The sequence below is a fragment of the Micromonospora sp. NPDC050784 genome (genome assembly GCF_044456765.1).
GTDB classification, from domain to species: Bacteria; Actinomycetota; Actinomycetes; order Mycobacteriales; family Micromonosporaceae; genus Micromonospora; species Micromonospora foliorum.
On the sequence record NZ_JBITGG010000003.1, the window covers coordinates 112957 to 130488 of the forward strand.

15 protein-coding genes and 1 pseudogene are annotated in these 17532 nt (G+C 73.0%); 7 read left to right on the plus strand and 9 right to left on the minus strand.

Features of this window, described 5'->3' with window-relative positions; genetic code table 11:
* Window positions 1-84: 84 nt before the first annotated feature.
* Together ACIBD9_RS05015 and ACIBD9_RS05020 are read left to right on the plus strand one after the other, a co-directional pair.
* Window positions 85-1017, plus strand: a complete 933-nt coding sequence (locus ACIBD9_RS05015) for an ABC transporter ATP-binding protein (RefSeq protein WP_396714644.1) — start codon at window positions 85-87, stop codon at window positions 1015-1017.
* Complete coding sequence (locus tag ACIBD9_RS05020) at window positions 1014-1787, plus strand: ABC transporter permease (RefSeq protein WP_396714646.1); 774 nt, start codon at window positions 1014-1016, stop codon at window positions 1785-1787. The genes ACIBD9_RS05015 and ACIBD9_RS05020 overlap by 4 nt, the downstream gene beginning before the upstream one ends.
* Before the next feature lie 34 nt (window positions 1788-1821).
* Here the strand turns inward: ACIBD9_RS05020 and ACIBD9_RS05025 are convergent, their stop codons facing one another.
* Genes ACIBD9_RS05025 through ACIBD9_RS05040 form a run of 4 tightly spaced genes read right to left on the minus strand, consistent with a single transcriptional unit; the run spans window position 1822 to window position 5983 of the window.
* Window positions 1822-2499, minus strand: a complete 678-nt coding sequence (locus ACIBD9_RS05025) for a response regulator (RefSeq protein WP_396714648.1) — start codon at window positions 2497-2499, stop codon at window positions 1822-1824.
* Complete coding sequence (locus tag ACIBD9_RS05030; RefSeq protein WP_396714650.1) at window positions 2499-4070, minus strand: sensor histidine kinase; 1572 nt, start codon at window positions 4068-4070, stop codon at window positions 2499-2501. Before ACIBD9_RS05030 ends, ACIBD9_RS05025 begins: the two co-directional genes overlap by 1 nt.
* Window positions 4071-4124: 54 nt before the next feature.
* Window positions 4125-4850, minus strand: a complete 726-nt coding sequence (bioD, locus tag ACIBD9_RS05035; protein ID WP_238660882.1) for a dethiobiotin synthase — start codon at window positions 4848-4850, stop codon at window positions 4125-4127.
* Window positions 4847-5983 carry an 8-amino-7-oxononanoate synthase gene (locus tag ACIBD9_RS05040; RefSeq protein ID WP_396714653.1) on the minus strand — a complete coding sequence of 379 codons (1137 nt, stop codon included), beginning with the start codon at window positions 5981-5983 and terminating at the stop codon, window positions 4847-4849. Before ACIBD9_RS05040 ends, bioD begins: the two co-directional genes overlap by 4 nt.
* A gap of 155 nt (window positions 5984-6138) precedes the next feature.
* Here ACIBD9_RS05040 and bioB point away from each other — a divergent pair, with 155 nt between their 5' ends.
* Genes bioB through ACIBD9_RS05055 form a run of 3 tightly spaced genes read left to right on the plus strand, consistent with a single transcriptional unit; the run spans window position 6139 to window position 7842 of the window.
* Window positions 6139-7134 carry a biotin synthase BioB gene (gene bioB / locus ACIBD9_RS05045; protein ID WP_396714655.1) on the plus strand — a complete coding sequence of 332 codons (996 nt, stop codon included), beginning with the start codon at window positions 6139-6141 and terminating at the stop codon, window positions 7132-7134.
* Between the two features lie 5 nt (window positions 7135-7139).
* Window positions 7140-7331, plus strand: coding sequence for a hypothetical protein (locus tag ACIBD9_RS05050; protein ID WP_238662096.1), 192 nt, complete (start codon window positions 7140-7142; stop codon window positions 7329-7331).
* A gap of 4 nt (window positions 7332-7335) precedes the next feature.
* Entirely contained in the window at window positions 7336-7842 is a 507-nt protein-coding gene (locus ACIBD9_RS05055; protein ID WP_396714657.1) for a GNAT family N-acetyltransferase, read from the plus strand.
* A gap of 1 nt (window position 7843) precedes the next feature.
* Here ACIBD9_RS05055 and ACIBD9_RS05060 read toward each other — a convergent pair whose 3' ends face one another.
* Entirely contained in the window at window positions 7844-8371 is a 528-nt protein-coding gene (locus ACIBD9_RS05060) for a DUF488 family protein (protein ID WP_396714659.1), read from the minus strand.
* Window positions 8372-8500: 129 nt separating this feature from the next.
* Entirely contained in the window at window positions 8501-11404 is a 2904-nt protein-coding gene (locus ACIBD9_RS05065; protein WP_396714661.1) for a glycoside hydrolase family 9 protein, read from the minus strand.
* Between the two features lie 432 nt (window positions 11405-11836).
* Here ACIBD9_RS05065 and ACIBD9_RS05070 point away from each other — a divergent pair, with 432 nt between their 5' ends.
* Window positions 11837-13402, plus strand: coding sequence for an aldehyde dehydrogenase family protein (locus ACIBD9_RS05070; RefSeq protein WP_396714663.1), 1566 nt, complete (start codon window positions 11837-11839; stop codon window positions 13400-13402).
* 77 nt (window positions 13403-13479) lie between these two features.
* Complete coding sequence (locus tag ACIBD9_RS05075) at window positions 13480-13878, plus strand: VOC family protein (RefSeq protein WP_396714665.1); 399 nt, start codon at window positions 13480-13482, stop codon at window positions 13876-13878.
* Here the strand turns inward: ACIBD9_RS05075 and ACIBD9_RS05080 are convergent.
* The 3 genes and pseudogenes from ACIBD9_RS05080 to ACIBD9_RS05090 form a co-directional block, all read right to left on the minus strand.
* A complete protein-coding gene (locus tag ACIBD9_RS05080; protein ID WP_396714667.1) occupies window positions 13875-14948 on the minus strand; it encodes a GNAT family N-acetyltransferase in 1074 nt (357 codons plus the stop codon). The genes ACIBD9_RS05075 and ACIBD9_RS05080 overlap by 4 nt on opposite strands.
* 89 nt (window positions 14949-15037) lie before the next feature.
* Window positions 15038-15739: an amino acid-binding protein gene (locus ACIBD9_RS05085; protein WP_396714669.1), complete on the minus strand. Its 702-nt coding sequence runs from the start codon at window positions 15737-15739 to the stop codon at window positions 15038-15040.
* Window positions 15740-15900: 161 nt separating this feature from the next.
* A pseudogene (locus tag ACIBD9_RS05090) lies at window positions 15901-17487 on the minus strand (alpha-keto acid decarboxylase family protein).
* Window positions 17488-17532: the final 45 nt, after the last annotated feature.

Below are 17532 nucleotides of genomic sequence, written 5' to 3' on the forward strand. Positions count from 1 at the left end.
AGCCCGCCGACCTGACGAAAGTCAGGGGTGGGTGGTGCCGTTCGGGCGCGGTGGGGCAGCGGGCCACCCGCCTAGCGTCAGCGCATGATCACATTACGTGGGTTGACGAAACGGTTCGGGTCGACAGTCGCGGTCGACGCGTTGACCGTCGACATCGCGCCCGGCCGGGTCACCGGCTTTCTCGGCCCCAACGGCGCCGGCAAGTCCACCACCATGCGGATGATCCTCGGCCTGGACCGTCCCACCGCCGGGCAGGCCCTGGTCGGCGGGCGCGCGTACCGGGAGTTGCGCCGACCGCTGCACGAGGTGGGCGCGCTGCTCGACGCCCGGGCCATCCACCCGGCCCGGTCCGGCCGGGCGCACCTGCGGGCCATGGCACACAGCAACGGCATCCCGACCCGCCGGGTCGACGAGGTGCTGGACACCGTCGGGCTGGACGGACGGGCCGCCGCCAAGCCGGGGCGGACGCTCTCCCTCGGCATGGGTCAACGGCTCGGCATCGCCGGCGCGCTGCTCGGCGACCCGCCGGTGCTGATGTTCGACGAGCCGGTGAACGGCCTCGACCCGGACGGGGTGCGCTGGGTGCGGCAACTGATGCGCTCGCTGGCCGACGAGGGGCGGACGGTCTTCGTCTCCAGCCACCTGATGAGCGAGATGCAGCTCACCGCCGACCAGCTCGTGGTGATCGGCCGGGGCCGGCTGCTCGCCGACGAGCCGATCGGCGAGGTGATCGCCCGCGGCACGGTCGTGGTCCGGGTCCGCAGCCCGCACCCGGACGGGCTGGCCGCGCTCGCCGCGCGCCTCACCGCCGTCGGGGCGACAGTCGAGGCCGCCGACCGGAACGAGCTGACCGTCACCGGAGCCACCGCCGACCAGGTCGGCGACCTGGCCCACGAACTGGGGGTACGACTGCACGAGCTGAGCGCGCACGCCGCGTCGTTGGAGCAGGCGTTCATGGAGCTGACCGCCGACAGCGTCGAGTACGCCGGTGGCCCGACCGGGGGTGGGGCGCGATGAGCACCACCACCCGCACCCGCACTGGCACCGTGGCCGCCGAGTGGACCAAGCTCTCCTCGGTGCGGAGCACCTGGTGGACGGCGCTGGCCGGGCTGCTGGTGATGGCCGCGAGCGCCGGCCAACTGGCCATCTACGCCGCGAACGACAACACCAACGACGACCCGACCGACGACCGGGGGATCGTCACCGTCGGCAGCGTGCTGATCGACTCGGTCGAGCTGACCCAGTACGTGGTGCTGGCGCTGGGCCTGCTCGCGATCACCGCCGAGTTCACCAGTGGCACCATCCGGACGACGTTGCAGTGCACCCCGTCCCGTCGGGTCCTGCTGGCCAAGGCAGCCGTCGCCGGCGCGGTCACCTTCGCGCTCGGGCTGCTGCTCGGCGGCGTCGGCGCCCTGGTCGCCCGGCCGGTGCTCGGCGAGTGGGGCAGCGCCCCGGCCGCCGGCACGATCGGCGACATTGTGGCGGTGGCGGCCTACCTGGCGCTGGTCGGCGTCCTCGCGCTGGGCCTCGGCGCCGCGCTGCGCAGCGCGGTGCTCACCCTCACCGTGCTCCTCGCCACCCTGATGATCGTGCCGCTGTCCCTTCAGGAGCCGGACATCGACGTGCTGAACCGGATCGCCGACGTGTTCCCCGGCGTGGCCGGCGGGCACTTCCTGGCCGGCGACACCGAGCCGTATCCGCCCCTGGTCGGGCTGCTGCTGCTCGCCGGGTGGGCCGGCGCCGCGCTGCTGCTGGGCCGGGCCGCACTGCGCCGCCGCGACGCGTAGACCTGCGGTTGAGCGGGGGCTTCCCGGCCCCCGCTCAGCCGTCGACCAGACCCGCCTCGTACGCGAGGATCGCCGCCTGCACCCGGTTACGCACATCCAGTCGGGTGAAGATGCTGGTCAGGTAGCTCTTCACGGTGCCCTCCACGAGGTGCAGCCGGCGGGCGATCTCGGCGTTGGAGAGACCCGCCCCGACCAGGGCCAGTACCTCCCGTTCCCGCTCGGTCAGCCCAGCCGTCCGGTCCCGGGCGGCGGGTCGACGGGCCAGCCGGTCGGCCCCCAGCTCGATCACCCGGCGGGCCACCCTCGGCGACAGGTACGCCCCGCCGTCGGCGACGGCGTGCACACCGGCGATCAGCTCACGCGGGTCGCCGGCCTTGAGCAGGAACCCACTGGCACCGTGCCCGAGCGCCCGGGCCACGTGGTCGTCCTCGCCGAACGTGGTCAGCATGATCGTCGCGGTGTCCGGCACGACCCGGCGGATCTCGGCGGCGGCGGCCAGCCCGTCCAGCCGCGGCATCCGGATGTCCAGCAGCGCGACCCGGGGTCGGTGGGCACGGACCAGCTCCACCGCCGCGTGCCCGTCGCCGGCCTCGGCGACCACCTCGATGCCGGGGTCGCTGGCGAGGATGGCCCGGACGCCGGCCCGGATCATCGCCTCGTCGTCGGCCAGCACCACCCGGATCGGCGGCGCCCCCGTCGCGTCGGTGTCCACTAGGCGATCCACTCCTTGCTGACCAGCCGGCCATCGGTGAAACAGAGCCGCCAGGTCGGCTCCGCGAGGGGAAAGTTGCCGTCGGTGTAGTACTCGCAGCCGGCCCGGTCGACGGGTGTTGGGCGTTCCAACTGCCGCCGGGGCAGCCCGACCAGCTCGGACCGGGCCGCGCCGACGCGCATTTGCTCGAAGGTGGCCCGGTCCAGCACCGTCCCGGCGGTCGCCACCGGGTAGTAGACGAACGAGAGCACCAGGGCGAAACCGACAGGTGCGACGAGCGCCACCAGCAGACTGCGCCGAACCCGCCGCCGGGCGTCGTGCAACCGCCGCTCGGCATCCACCGGCCGCTCCGCCGCACCGGGCCGCTCGCCCGGCCGGGACGGCTGCCCGGTCTCGGCCGCCGACCCGATCGCCTCGGGCGACGGCGAGGTGGCCGGCAACACCGCCCGTACCGCGAAACCGCCGTCGGCGCGGTGGCCGGCGTCGAGCGTCCCACCGGCGAGGCGGACCCGCTCGGCGAGGGCGAGCAGCCCACTGCCCTGCGACGGCGGGGCGGGCAGCGGCCCGGCCGGCGGGGCGTCGTTGACGACGGTCACCTCCACCCGGTCACCGTCGCGGGTGAGGCGCACGTCGACCGGGGCGCCCGGCGCGTACCGGGCCGCGTTGGTCAGCGCCTCCCGGACGATTCGGTGCGCCGCGTGACTGGTCATCGTCGGCAGCTCCGCGACCGCCGGGGCGGCGTCCAGCCGTACCGCCATGCCGGCCTCCCGGGCACCGTCGACCAGGTCCGCGACGGTCTCCCCGCTCGGACGCAGCGACCCGCCCGCCTCCTCGCGGAGCACCCCGATGATCTCGTGCAGTCGCTCGGTGGCGGCGGAGACGCTGGCCCGCAACTCCCCCGCCGCAGCCCGGTGCCGGTCGTCCAGGTCTGCGGCGACCTCCAGGGCGGCGGCGCGCAACGCGATCAGGCTGAGGTCGTGACCGAGCGAGTCGTGCATCTCCCCGGCGATCCGGGCCCGCTCACGCAGCCGGATCCGCTCGGCGGCACCCCGCTGCTCGCGGGTCAGCGCGTCGACGTGCCGGCGACCGGCGTCGGTCAACTCCTGCTGCTGGCGGCGGTACCGGCCGACCAACCAGGGAAACACGGCGGCGAAGAGAAGCACCGAGGCGAGCAGGAACCAGGTGGCCGCGCCGGCACCGAGCAGCCCCAGGTTGAGCGCCGTGCCACCGGCCGTGATCAGCACGAAGACCATGATCGCCGGACCCACGGTGGCGCTGCGCCGCCCGGCGAGATAACTGAAGACCGGAATGGCGAACACGAAGTTGCCATCGAACAACGACCCGAGGACCGCCAGCACCAGGGCGACCAACGGCTGACGTCGACCCGCCACCACCGCCACACCGAGCACCAGCAGCTTGCCGACCAGCAGCGGCAACACGTACCGCGAATAGGGCGGGCTGACCTCGGCATAACCCACCGGGGCGGCCACCACCGCCCAGAGCAGCACGTCCAGCAGCAGGCGACGCCGCCGGTGCAGCCAACCCGACGGCGCGGAGTCGAGAATCCGCACGGCGGTCAGGCTACCCACGCCCGACCTGGGCGGACACCGACGAAAGTCAGGTGTTCAGCCGCTCTCCTCGGCCCAGACCCGCCAGTCGTCGAGCACACCGTGCAGGGCCGGGGTGAGCCAACCCGGCGCGGACCGCCGGAACACGCCCGGGTCCATCGCGCCCGCGCCGTCGGGCAACGCACCGAGCAGGTTCGGCACCAGATCGGTGAGGTTCGTCCAGTGCACCAACTCCGGCCGGGCCGGCCAGGCGCCGATCACCACACCGGCCGGCACCGCCCGACGGTCCAGCGCCTCCAGGGTCAACGCGGTGTGGTTGAGCGTGCCCAACCCGGCGCGGGCGACCACCACCGCGGGCGCGCCCAGCGACACCGCCAGGTCGGCCATCGTCCACGGCTCACCCGACGGCCGCAGCCCCATCGGAACCAGCAGCCCACCCGCGCCCTCGATCAACACGAGGTCGTGCTTGTCGGCCTCCTCGCGGACGGCGTCCACCGCCGCGTACAACTCCAGCGGCGGCAGGTCCGCGACCCGCGCGGCGGCCAACGGGGCGAGCGGATCCGGGTAGCTGGCCAGGGTCCGACCGGTCAGCGGCGCAGCCAGCCGGTTGACCGCGTCCACGTCGCCGGGCTCACCGCCGGCCGTACCGGTCTGACCCGGTTTGACCACCGCCACCCGCAACCCGGCAGCCTGCGCGGCGGCCGCGATCGCCGCGGTCACCACCGTCTTGCCGACCTCGGTGTCCGTCCCGGTAACCAGAACCGACCCCGCCCAGCCGGTCATGGGGCAGTCTCCACGATGACGTCCAGCGCCCGCTCGAACGCCGCCCGGGGCACCCCCGCGCTGACCGTGAGGCGCAGGCGGGAACGGCTGTCCGGGGTGGACGGTGGCCGGAAACAGCCCACCGCGACGCCCCGGTCCCGGCAGTCCGCGGCCCAGGCGGTCGCCGCCTCCGGCCCGGGGGCGGTCACCGAGATCACCGCCGCGTCCGGGGCGGAGACGGTCAGCCCGGCCGCCCGCAGTCGACCGACCGCCAGCCCCACCCGGTCGGACAGCTCGGCGCGCAGGTCGTCACCGGCCTGGGCGAGTCGCAGCGCGGCGTGCACACCGGCGGCGACCGCCGGCGGCAGTGCCGTGTCGAAGATGAACGTGCGGCCGGTCTCGACCAGGTGCCGAACGAACTCGGCCGGGCCGGCGACGACGCCACCCGCGCCGCCGAGCGCCTTGGACAGGGTGGCGGTGACCACCACGTCCGGCTCGCCGGCCAGCCCGGTGGCCGCCACCGCGCCCGCGCCGGCCGGGCCGGTCAGGCCGAGCGCGTGCGCGTCGTCGACCAGCAGCAGCGCGCCGTGGCGGCGGGCCACGGCGTGCAGGCGAGCCAGCGGGGCGAGGTCACCGTCGACCGAGAAGACCGACTCGGTCACCACCACCGCCGGGCGGCCGGGAGCAGCCGCGAGCGCGGCGGCGACCGCCTCCACGTCGGCGTGCGGGGTGACCACCGTCTCCGCACCGGAGAGGCGGCAGCCGTCGATCAGCGAAGCGTGGTTGTGCGCGTCGGAGACGAGCAGCGTCCGAGGTTGGACGAGCGCCCGCAGCGCGCCGAGATTGGCCAGGTAGCCGGAGGAGAAGACCAGGGCGCCGTCGGTGCCCAGCCAGCGGGCCAGGTCCTCCTCCAGCGCCCGGTGCGCGTCGGTGGAGCCCCGGACCAGGCGCGACCCGGTCGCCCCCAGCCCGTACGCCGAGAGGGCCGCCGTGGCCGCGGCGGTGACCTCCGGGTGGGTGGCCAGGCCGAGGTAGTCGTTGCCGGCCAGATCGGTCATCTGATCGTGCGCCGGACGCGGATGCAGCCGCCGGGTCAGCCCGGCCTTCGCCCGCAGCTCCGCGCGGCGGTCGAGCGCCGCCAGCCAGTCCGCCACCGTCACCCTCCCCCGCTGTACGTGCCGGTCAGCCCGACACCCGCCGGGCGAAATTACCACCCGCCGCCACCGGCCCGACGATTCCACTCGGTGCTAGCTGTCCACGAACTGCCAGGGCATTCCAGCTGATCGGGGGGCCTTGTAGGGTACGAGCCATGCCAGAGATCCTCGACCAGGCCCGGACCCAGGTCCTGGGTGACGGTGTCGGCCTCGATCAGGCCGGCATCCTCGCCGTGCTGAACCTGCCCGACGAGCACCTGCCCGCCGCCCTCCAGCTCGCCCACGACGTGCGGATGCGCTGGTGCGGCCCGGAGGTCGAGGTCGAGGGGATCGTCTCGCTGAAGACCGGCGGCTGCCCGGAGGACTGCCACTTCTGCTCGCAGTCGGGCCTGTTCACCTCGCCGGTACGCTCGGTGTGGCTGGACATTCCGTCGCTGGTCGAGGCGGCGAAGCAGACCGCCGCGACCGGGGCCACCGAGTTCTGCATCGTCGCCGCCGTCCGCGGCCCGGACGCCCGGCTGATGAAGCAGATGCGCGAGGGCGTCGCCGCCATCAAGGCGGAGGTCGACATCCAGGTCGCCGCGTCGCTGGGCATGCTCAGCAAGGAGCAGGTCGACGACCTGGTCGACATGGGCGTGCACCGCTACAACCACAATCTGGAGACCTGCCGGTCGTACTTCCCCAACGTGGTCACCACCCACTCGTGGGAGGAGCGCTGGGAGACGCTGCGGATGGTTCGCGACTCCGGCATGGAGGTGTGCTGCGGTGGCATCCTCGGCCTCGGCGAGACCGTCGAGCAGCGGGCCGAGTTCGCCGCGCAGCTCGCCGAGTTGAACCCGCACGAGGTGCCGCTCAACTTCCTCAACCCGCGGCCCGGCACCCCGCTGGGTGACCGCCCGGTGGTGGAGGGCAAGGACGCGCTGCGGGCCATCGCCGCGTTCCGGCTGGCCATGCCGCGCACCATCCTGCGGTACGCCGGTGGGCGCGAGATCACCCTCGGCGACCTCGGCACCCGCGACGGTCTGCTCGGCGGCATCAACGCGGTGATCGTCGGCAACTACCTGACCACGCTCGGTCGACCGGCGACGGCCGACCTGGAGCTGCTGGACGAGCTGAAGATGCCGGTCAAGGCTCTCTCCGCGACGCTGTGACGACCATGACGACGACGGGGCCGTGGTGCGACCGGTGCGGTGAGTCGGCGACGGCCACCGCCCACCCGGCCTGCGCGTCGGCCCGCCAGTTGGAGCCACCCCGGTTCTGCCCCCGCTGCCGCCGTCGGATGAAGGTGCAGGTGCTGCCGGTGGGCTGGTCGGCGGTCTGCGTCGAGCACGGCGAGATCCGGGGCTGAGTCGATGCTGCGGGGGCGGGCGGTGACACTACGACCGGCGACGGTCGCGGACGTGCCGGCCCTCGCGGCGATCCGGGCCGACCCGGAGGTACGCCGGTGGTGGCGGGGCGGCGACGACCTGACCGACTCCGTCCGCGCCGACCTCGCCGACGACGACCTGCACGTGTACGCGATCGAGCACGAGGGCCGGGTGATCGGCGCGATCCAGTGGTACGCCGAGGCGGACCCGGACTACCGGCACGCCAGCCTGGACGTCTTCCTCGACCCGGCGGAGCGCGGCGCAGGCCTCGGCGGTGACGCCATCCGCACCCTGGCCCGACACCTGATCGACGAGTACGGCCACCACCGCTTCACCATCGACCCGGCCGCGGCGAACAGCGCCGCCATCCGGGCGTACGCGAAGGTTGGTTTCCGGCCGGTGGGGGTGCTGCGCCGCTACGAGCGCGGCGCGGACGGCCGCTGGCACGACGGCCTGTTGATGGATCTGCTCGCCGACGATCTCGTGGAGTGACTCAGGCGTCCCACAGCAGGTGGCCGTCGGGCAGTCGGCGGGCGCCCTCGGCCGGCCGGTGCGGGCTGAGGCGGCCGTCCGGCATCAGGTGCGCCACGGGGACTCCGCTGCCCAGCGTCGCGACGTCGGCGATCAACCGCCGGTGGCAGCGCCACCACACGCTCTCGCTGCACATGATCGCGGTGGTCCGACGGTCCGCTCCGGCGAGCACCTCGGCGAGCGCGTCGTCGAACTCGGCCGTCCGCGTGTGGGCGGCGTACGCCCGGAACGCCGCGACGGTCCACCAACTGTCCGGCTCCGGCTCCCCGGCGGGGACGTGCCGTCGTCCGCCGAGCCGCGGCTCCCAGCGGTAGTCGACGTCCCACTCGGGCAGCCACCGTTCGAGTTCCTCGCGGCGGACGTCCGGGTTGGTGCGGCTGGCTGGGTATCGCCGGACGTCCACCACCTGGGCGATCCCGGCCCCGGTCAGCAACTCTCCCAGTCGGCCCCGATCGGCAGCGCCGTGCCCGACGGTCAGCAACTTCCGCACGACAGTGGCTTGCCCGGATTCCCGCCGACCTATCCACCCGAGTTCGCCCGAGGGCCGGGCGCCGCGAGATCTTGGACAGTTACCGTTCGCGCGGAACGGTAACTGTCCAAGATCTCGTCATGGCGCCGGTCAGGCGATGGTGCAGGGGGTGTTGTTGACGGTGAAGGCGGTCGGCTTCGGGTTGGCGCCGCTGTACGTGCCGTTGAAGCCGAAGCTCACCGACGCGCCGGCCGCGATCGTGCCGTTGTAGGACAGGTTCGTGGCGGTCACCGCCGCGCCGCTCTGGCTGACCGCCGCCGACCAGCCCTGGCCGACGCTCTGCCCACCGGGGAAGCTGAACCGCAGGGCCCAGCCGTTGATCGCTGTGGTGCCGGTGTTGGTGATCGACACCGTCGCGGTGAAGCCGCCGCCCCAGTCGTTGGTGGCGTACCCGACGGAGCAGGTGCCGCCGACCGGCGGGGCCGCGGTGGTCACCGCGACCGGCGTGGACGCCGCGGAGGTGTTGCCGGCCGCGTCCACGGCCACCACGTAGAACTGGTACGCCGTCGAGGCGGTCAACCCGGACACCGCCTGGGTGGTGCCGGTCGGCGAGCCGACCAGCACGTCGGTGGCGCCGGCCTCGCGATAGACCCGGTAGCCGGTGACGCCCACGTTGTCGGTCGACGGGGTCCAGGCCAGGGTGAGCCCGGTGGCGGTGACGGCCGAGGCGACCGGCGTGCCGGGCGTGCTCGGCGCGGTGGTGTCGGCGGTGCCGGCCGGTGGCGTGGTCACGCTGAGCTTCGGCGAGGCGGCCGACTCATTGCCCGCGCCGTCGCGCGCCACGACGGTGTACTCGAACGTCCGCTCCGGCAGCAGCGTCGTGATGGTGATCGAGTTCTCGGTGACCCGCCGGGTGGCCACCACGTCGTTACCGACCATGAACTCGCGGACGTCGTACCCGGCGAGGCCGCTGCCGCCGCTGTCCGTGGACGGCGCCCAGGTCAGGGTGACCGTGCGGGGGCCGAGGTTGGACGCCACCGGGGTACCCGGGACGGTCGGCTTGGTGGTGTCCGGCACGACCGGGCCCGGCTCCTCGCCCCAGACCCGGGTGGTGCCGGAGTAGAGCGGCACCTTCCGGTTGGGCCCGGCGGTGGCCTGGTACGACGGGTCGTTGGTCGGGTCCCAGGTGCCGCCCTCCGGCACACCGACCTTGAACTGGACCTCCATCCGGTGCTGCGACTGACCCGCCGGGGCGATGGTGTACCCGGCGCAGTCCACCTCGACGTACCAGATGTCACCGCTGAACTGCTTGGCCGTGGTCGGGGACGGGCAACCCTGGGTGTAGCCGGCGGTGACCTGCACCGGGCCGGTGCCGTCGGGCCGGAAGTAGTACCGGAACCGGCCGTCGGTCAGCGCACGGGCCGGGAACGCGGACTTGTTGTAGACCATCACCTTGAGCCCGGTGGCCCGAGGTTCGGCCTGCGTCACAGTGGTCTCCACGGTCAACTCGTCGATGTCCGGCGTCTCGGCGACCGGGAAGTTCGCCAGCGGCGTGCCGCCGTACTCGGAGGTCAGCCGGACCAGCGCGGACGTGAAGCCGGCGTTGTAGTCGGTGGCCACCTCGTTCATCACGTAGTCCGACCGGCTGTCGCTGTACGCGTCGTTGGCCGAGGACGGGCCGCCGACCAGCGCGCCGTAGAGGGTGTGCCGGGTCTCGACGGGCACGGTCTGGCTGTCCCACCAGGAGCCGTGCGCGGTGCGGTGGTGCGGGTTCTTCGGTGCGTTGGCGCCGAACCCGATGACGTAGCTGGAGTTGCGGGGGTTGTCGCCGAGCGCGTAGTTGATCTGCCTGACGGCGAAGTCGTGGTAGCGGGCCTTGCGGGTGGTGTCGGTGGTCTTGTCGCTGTAGACAAGCGCGGCGAAGGAGGTGTTCGCGGCGTAGCGCAGCGCGCCCCAGGAGTCGAGCACCGCCATCCCGCCCGGCGAGTAGGGCACCCGCTGCCCGTTCACCCCGACGGTCCAGTAGTCCAGCCAACGATTGGCGTCGTCGACGTACTTCTGCTTGCCGGTCAGGTTGGCCAGCAGCACGTACGCGCCGAACTGCTTGTTGTCCCAGGCGATGGTCCACTTGTAGGAGCGGGTGGTGGACTGGTTCTCGGTGCCGAGCTTGTCGTACTCACTCTCGGCCTTGGCCAGGTAGCTGGCCTCGCCGGTGGCCCGGTGCAGCCAGATCGCGGCCCAGACCAGCTCGTCCTGCCAACCGCTCCACGAACGGTAGAAGCTCGTGGCGTCGGTGATGCACTCGTGGTAGGACTTCCGCACCGTGTCGGCGAAGGTGTAGAGCTGGCGGGCGTGCCCGAGCAGCTTGTCCGCGTAGGTCGCGTCGGTTGGCCGGAAGACCATCGAGGACGCGGCCATCGCGGCCGCCGTCTCCCCCGCCAGGTCCGCGCCGCCACAGCTCGCATCGATCTTGTACGCGGGCCGCGCCATCGGCATCACCTCGGCCGGGCCCCACCACTTGTGGTCGTCGTCGCCCTTGCCGACCTGTCCGTAGAGGACGTTGGCCGACGGGTGCGCCTTGATGAAGTAGTCGTTGACGAAGCGCAGGTTGTTGAGCAGGTGCGGCAGTTGCCCGGAGGCGGTGTAGCCGCTGCGGTACTCGACCGCCCCCCAGGCGAGCATGGTGGCGCTGAACGCCATCGGGAAGCCGAACTTGACGTGGTCGCCGGCGTCGTACCAGCCGCCGGTGAGGTCCACCCCCGCGCTGGCGCCGTCGGTGAGCGCGCTGTCGCCGCGCCAGGAGACCCGGTTCCAGTCGGGCAGGCGACCGGACTGCTGCGCCTCGTAGAAGAGCAGCGACTTCTGCAACGCCTCGGCGTAGTTGTAGGTCGCCGCGGGTGCGGCGGCGGCGGGCGAGGTCGTCGGCCCGGCGGCCACGAGGGACAGCCCGGTGAGCAGGGCGACGCCGGCGGCCAGCAGCCGCCGTGGCCAGGGCTGGTCGGCGACCGGTGACCGACCGGGTTGGCCGCTGGACGGCCGGGTCAGGTGGCGCATGGCGGGCTCCTGTCGGAGGCGCCGCCGGCGGTCGCACCGACGCGGGACGGCGTACGGGCGGCACGGCCACCGGCGACAGCGGGGTGGCGGTGTGACCACAGGCCGTGGAAGCGCTCCCATGGATAACCGACAATGTAATGGGCGGGCCGCCGGTTGGGAAGCCTGCCGGCCGGACCGGGGCACGGCAGGCCGCTTCCGTACCGACGAGTAACCACTGCGGACCATCTCACACCATCGACACATGTCAATTGCTGTTCGACGTTTGCGCAGCTCACGTCGCACGCATGCGGAAAGATCCTCGCGCCTTGTTGGAGCGTCGGCAGCCAGCCAGACAAACGTACTGTTGCTGACCCACTACCAAGCGCGAGACAGTACCGCTCACCAGCGGTGCCGTCGACGCCGCCGCTCCCCGGTCAACCCTGAGGAGAAGCGATGGCACTACGACTCGCCGACGACACCGGCTGGACCGACATCCTGGCCCGCGCGGTGGCCGTCACTCCGGAGGCGTTCGGCGCCGAGGTCGACGGCGTCACCACGCTGCACAATCTGGTCGAGGGCGAATGGCGGGCGGTCGGCCAGCCCGTCGCGGTCCGCACCCCGGTGGACAACACCGTCCTCATCAACCTGCCCCGGGTCGACGCCGCCACCGCGCGCGCCGCGGTCGCACACGCCGCCACCGCGCACCGGACCTGGGCCCGGACCCCCCTGGCCGACCGCAAGGCCCGGGTCGCCTACGCGCTGGACTCGCTCACCGCCCACCGCGACCTGCTCGCCCTGCTGCTGGTGTGGGAGATCGGCAAGCCGTGGCGGCTGGCCTGCGCCGACGTGGACCGGGCGCTCGACGGCGTCCGCTGGTACGCGGGCGAGATCGACCGCATGCTCGCCGACGGCCGCGAGCCACTGCCCGGCCCGGTCAGCAACATCGCGTCGTGGAACTACCCGATGAGCGTGCTGGTGCACGCCGAACTGGTGCAGCTCCTGGCCGGCAACGCGGTCATCGCCAAGACCCCGTCCCAGGGCGGCGCGGTGTGCCTGACCGTCGCGCACGCGCTGATGCGCCGGGCCGGGTTGCCCGCCACGCTCGTCTCCGGCAGCGGCGGAGAGCTGTCCGAGGTGCTGGTGCGGGCACCCGAGATCGGTGCGGTGGCGTTCGTCGGCGGCCGGTCCAACGGCGGCAAGGTGGCCGCCGCGCTGCTCGACAGCGACAAGCGGCACTTCATCGAACAGGAGGGCCTCAACGCCTGGGGGATCTGGAACTTCTCCCAGTGGGACCTGCTCGCCACGCACCTCAGGAAGGGCTTCGAGTACGGCAAGCAGCGCTGCACCGCGTACCCCCGGTTCGTGGTGCAGCGCGACCTGGTCGACGAGTTCCTCGACATGTACCTGCCGGTCGTCCGCTCGGTCCGCTTCGGTCACCCGCTCGCCGTCGGCGACGACTGGGCCGCCGGCGACCCGCTGCCCGAGTTGGACTTCGGGCCGCTGATCAGCGCCGCCAAGGCCGACGAGCTACGCCGCAAGGTCGACGAGGCGGTCCGCGGCGGCGCGATCCCGCTGCACCGGGGCAAGCTCACCGGCGCGCCGTTCCTACCCGGACAGGACACCTCGGCGTACGTGGCGCCGTCGGTGCTGCTCGCCCCGCCCGGGCGGTCCCGGCTGATGCACGCCGAACCGTTCGGACCGGTCGACACGATCGTCGTGGTGGACACCACCGACGAGCTACTGGCCGCGATGAACGCCTCCAACGGCGCGCTGGTGGCCTCGCTGGCCTGCGACGACACCGACGAGGCCGGCAAGCTCGCCGTGGACCTGCAGGCGTTCAAGGTGGGCATCAACAAGCCACGCTCACGCGGTGACCGGGACGAACCGTTCGGCGGCCGGGGCGCCTCCTGGAAGGGCGCGTTCGTCGGCGGCGACCTGCTGGTGCAGGCGGTCACCGTCGGCGGCGACGGCCGGCTCTACGGCAACTTCCCCGACTACAACAGCTACCCCACCACCTGACACCGGGAACGCGAGAGATCCCCTTGTGGACGCCGGGCGCGCACAAGGGGGTCCTCGTCGGCGCGTACCGTCGGGAGATGGCAGTGATCGCGCAGCTCTCCCTGGGCGTGTCCGACGCCGAGCGGGCAGGAACGTTCTGGGCCGCGGCCCTCGGCTACCGTCGCCGCGAACCCCGGTTCAGCGGCGACGAGTGGATCGTTCTGGAGCCGCCGCCGGGGGTATCGGGCATGGCCCTCGCGATGGACCTCAGCGAGAGCCCCGTGCGGGAGTTCCCCCGGCTCCACCTGGATCTGGACGCCGGCGACCGCCCCCTCGACGAGGAACTCGACCGGCTGCTCGCCCTCGGTGCCTGGATCGTCAACTGGCGGCACTATCCCACCGAGCCGCACCCGACCGAGCCGCCGTACGTGGTGCTCGCCGACCCGGAGGGCAACCGGTTCTGCGTCTCGGGCCGCCGCGAGCCGCCCCGGCCCTAGACGCCAGGCGTCGAGAACGCGCCCGTCCGGTCCGCCGGGGCGGCCACAGCGAGCGGAACGGTGAGGGTGACCAGCCCGCCGTCGCGCTCCGCCGCGGCGGGCCGGCCCAGCCGGTGCAGCGTACGCAGCATCGGGTCGTTGCTGGCCTGGACATGCAGCACCAGCGCCGCGTACCCGGACCGGTCGGCGTGCTGAGCCAGCCGGCGTAGCAACGCCGAGCCGAGCCCACGCCGCTGCCAGTCGTCCCGCACCAGCAGCGCCACCTCGGCCTCGTCACCCTCGCCGAGCAGGTTCGCCACGGCGACCACCGACTCGGCCGTGCCGTCGGCGCCGGCGGTCGTGGCGATCAGTGTCAGCCCTCGGCTCGGCTCCAACAGCCGACGCAGGCGGGCCGGCTGCGGCAGCGCGCCGCCCAGATAACGCCGCTGCCGGCTGCGCGGGGAGCACGCCTCGTGCAGCTCCAGAACTCCGGACAGGTCGTGGGCGCTGGCCGGCCGGACGGCCACCTCCGCGCCGTCGGGCAGCACCAGAGTGACCTGTTCGGCGGCCCGGCGCGCCACGGTGGCCGCCAGCTCGACCAGGGCCTGCGCCCGCGCGTACTCCGCCGGGGTGAAGTCGGGCGCGGCCCGGCGCAGCGCGAACGAGCCGCCCGCCGGGTCGGCCAGCAGCATGCTGGCCCCGGTGATCCCCCGTTCGACGCCGACCGACGCCGGTCGCCAGCTGACGACGTCGGCGGCGAGCAGGGTCCGCAACGTCTCGCCCGTCGCGTCCGGGTCACGCACCAGCCGGTTGGCCAGCCCGAGCACCCGGGTGGGCTGGTCGGCCAGGCCACGCGCCTCGCTGCGCGCCACCCAGCAGTCCCGGCCCCGGCCCCGCTCGACGGCGGCGATCAGCTCGGCCTCGTCGAGCGCGTCCGGCGCGTCGACCAGGAAGTCGTCCACCGCGCCCTGCTCGGTGGGCTGCACCTGCACGGTGAGGATGTTGACCCCGCGCAGCGCGAGGCTCGCCGTGAGCACCGACAGGTAACCCGGTCGGTCGTCCACCGTCGCTCGGATCCGCCACAACGTCATGGTTGGCTCCCTTCCCCGGTAAGAGCCTCACCCGCGCCTGTTGCCGCCCGGTTGCCCGGCGGTGTCGGCCCGGGAACTCCTCGGGCCGCTCACGGGCCGGCGACCACCGGCGGCGCGCCGACGAGGTCGAGGCGGTCACCGAGGATCACCGCGCAGGCGCGAACGAGCTGGGTGAGCCGGTCCACCTCGGTGCTGTGGAACGCCGCGGCGGAGAGGGTCTCGCTGCGCTCGCGGGCCACCACCAACACCAGGCCCGCCCGGCCGAACGGCGCGATCGCGTGGTGGGTGCCGTCGGGCGTGGTCATCGACCGCCCGCGCAGCGGGGTGACCTCCGGCAGCTGCAGGGGTACCGGAGTACGCCAGCTCGCGTGCCCCACGGTCGCCCCGCCACCGCCGGTCCGGGAGGCCCAGTCGACCGGCACCACGGCGGCCACGGCCCAGTCGGCGGCCAACAACCCGGGCACCGCGTCGACCAGGGTGGCCAACCCGTCCACCGGATTGGCCGCGACCTGCGCCAACAGCTCCGCGTCCTGGCCGGTGGTGGTGGGCGCGCCGATCGCCCGCCACACACCGTCCACCCGCACGCCCGGTATCGCCGCGAGGCCAGCCAGCAGCCGCTCCACCCGCGCCGCGCCCGGCCAGACGACGGTGAAGTCGTCCACCGCGCGCCCGCCGAGCCGTTCGAGGACCACCACCTGGACGATGTCCGCCCCGGAGACGCCCAACGTGCGGGCGACCTGACCGAGGGTGCCCGGACGGTCCGGCAGGGTGACCCGAACTCGCAGCAACATGTCTGTCCCTCCGCTCGGCGGGCCGGCGAAAGAGCGACCGGCAGGCTGGCCCCAGCCTGGTAGTTGACCATTTCGTCCCTGTTGCAGGGGCATGTCCCGAGCGGAAATTTACCGGCCGGTGACCGAGTGGTTCCGGCAGGTGAGGAAGCGGACGCCGATGCTCAGGACAGCCCGCCCAGGGGCAGGACCGGTGTGGCGGCGAGCTGTGCGTGGTAGTCCGCGGCGGACGTCTCCCGACCCCGCTGGGGCATGCCGGCGGGCAGGTCCAGCGGGTCGGTCTCCACCTCGATGAGGGTCAGCTGGGCCGGTGGCCCGTCGATGCCGGCCAGGATGGCGGCCAGCTCGCCTTCGGTCCGAGCGACATGAGCGGTGAAGGTCTTGTCCCGGGCGAACACCGAGGGCAGTTCCGTGTACCGCCAGTTGTCGATGTCGTTGTACGGCTGGTGCCGTCCCTCGGTCCGGCGCCGCCACCGCGGCGCCGAACGCGGCCGGAGTGGCGTACCCGATCGAGCCCCAGATGGGCGGCTCCACGACGGTGACCCCGGCGGGCAGCCGCATCGTCGCCGCGCCGAAGGACGGGGTGCCGGTTTCCGGGACGAAAATGTCTCCCTCGCGCAGCATGCTCTGGATCGCCGGCCAGAGCCGTGCCTGCCGGATCGGTTCGTTGTTCGACGGGTCGAGTACGGGCGGGTCACCCGCCAGCAGCGGCGCGCGTGACCATTCCGCCGTACGGTTCGGGGCGATCTCGTGCAGGCACCGCAGCGCCGCCGGCAACGCGACCGGGGCGAAGCGGGTGCCGGCGACGACGGCGGCGTCCCGGTGCAGGCTGATCACCCGGTCCACCTTCAGGTCGGCGGTGAACAGGCCGTCCCAGTCGAAGAACGTGGTGCCCACGCAGACCAGTGCGTCCGCGCCCTCCACCACCTCACCGACCTCATCGGGGCTGTCGCCGCCGTTGTAGATGCCCACGTAGTGGGGGTCGGACTCGTCGAGCAGTCCCGTCCCAGCGACTGCGCGGCCACCGGCCAGTTTCGGTGGGCGGCCATGGCGGTGACGGCCGCGCCCAGGTTGAAGCGGATCGGCAGGTTTCCCACCAGCATGGCCTGCCGCTCGGCCCCGGCGAGCAGTCGCCGGGCGGCAGTGGCGAAGGCGTCGAGCTGCCCGGGCGCCACCACCGGCTCAGGCCGGGTGAACCGTTGTCCCGGCCCGGCGACCTCGGCGTGGGCCACGTCGCCGGGAATCCGGACGTAGACCGGACGCTGCTGCGACCAGCACTCGGTGAGCACCCGGTCGACCTCCCCCAGAGCGTTCTGCGCCGTCAGCGAGGTCTGGGCGACTGTCACCTCGCGGGCCACCCGTACCCAGTGGTCGAAGTCGCCGTCGGCGAGCGAGTGGTGCATGGAGGTGTGCTGCCGCATGATTTCCTCGGGTGGACCACCGACGATCGAGACTATGGGTACCGACTCCGCCATGGCCCCGGCCAGCGCGTTGACCGCCGACAGCTCACCGGGACCGAACGTGGTGAGGATCGCGGCCACACCGGCGAGGCGGGCGTATCCGTCGGCGCTGTAGCCGGCGTTGAGCTCGTTGCAGCTACCGACCCACTCGATCCCGTCGAACGCCTCGATCTGATCGAGGAAATCCATGTTGTAGTCCCCCGGCAACCCGAAGACATGGACCCCGAGGTCGTAGAGCCGGCTGAGCAACAGCTCGCCGACGGTTGTCGTACCCTTGCTCGCCTTCACCACGATTGGCCCCCGTCGCTCCGGAGACCGCCCCCAGCGATCCGCCCT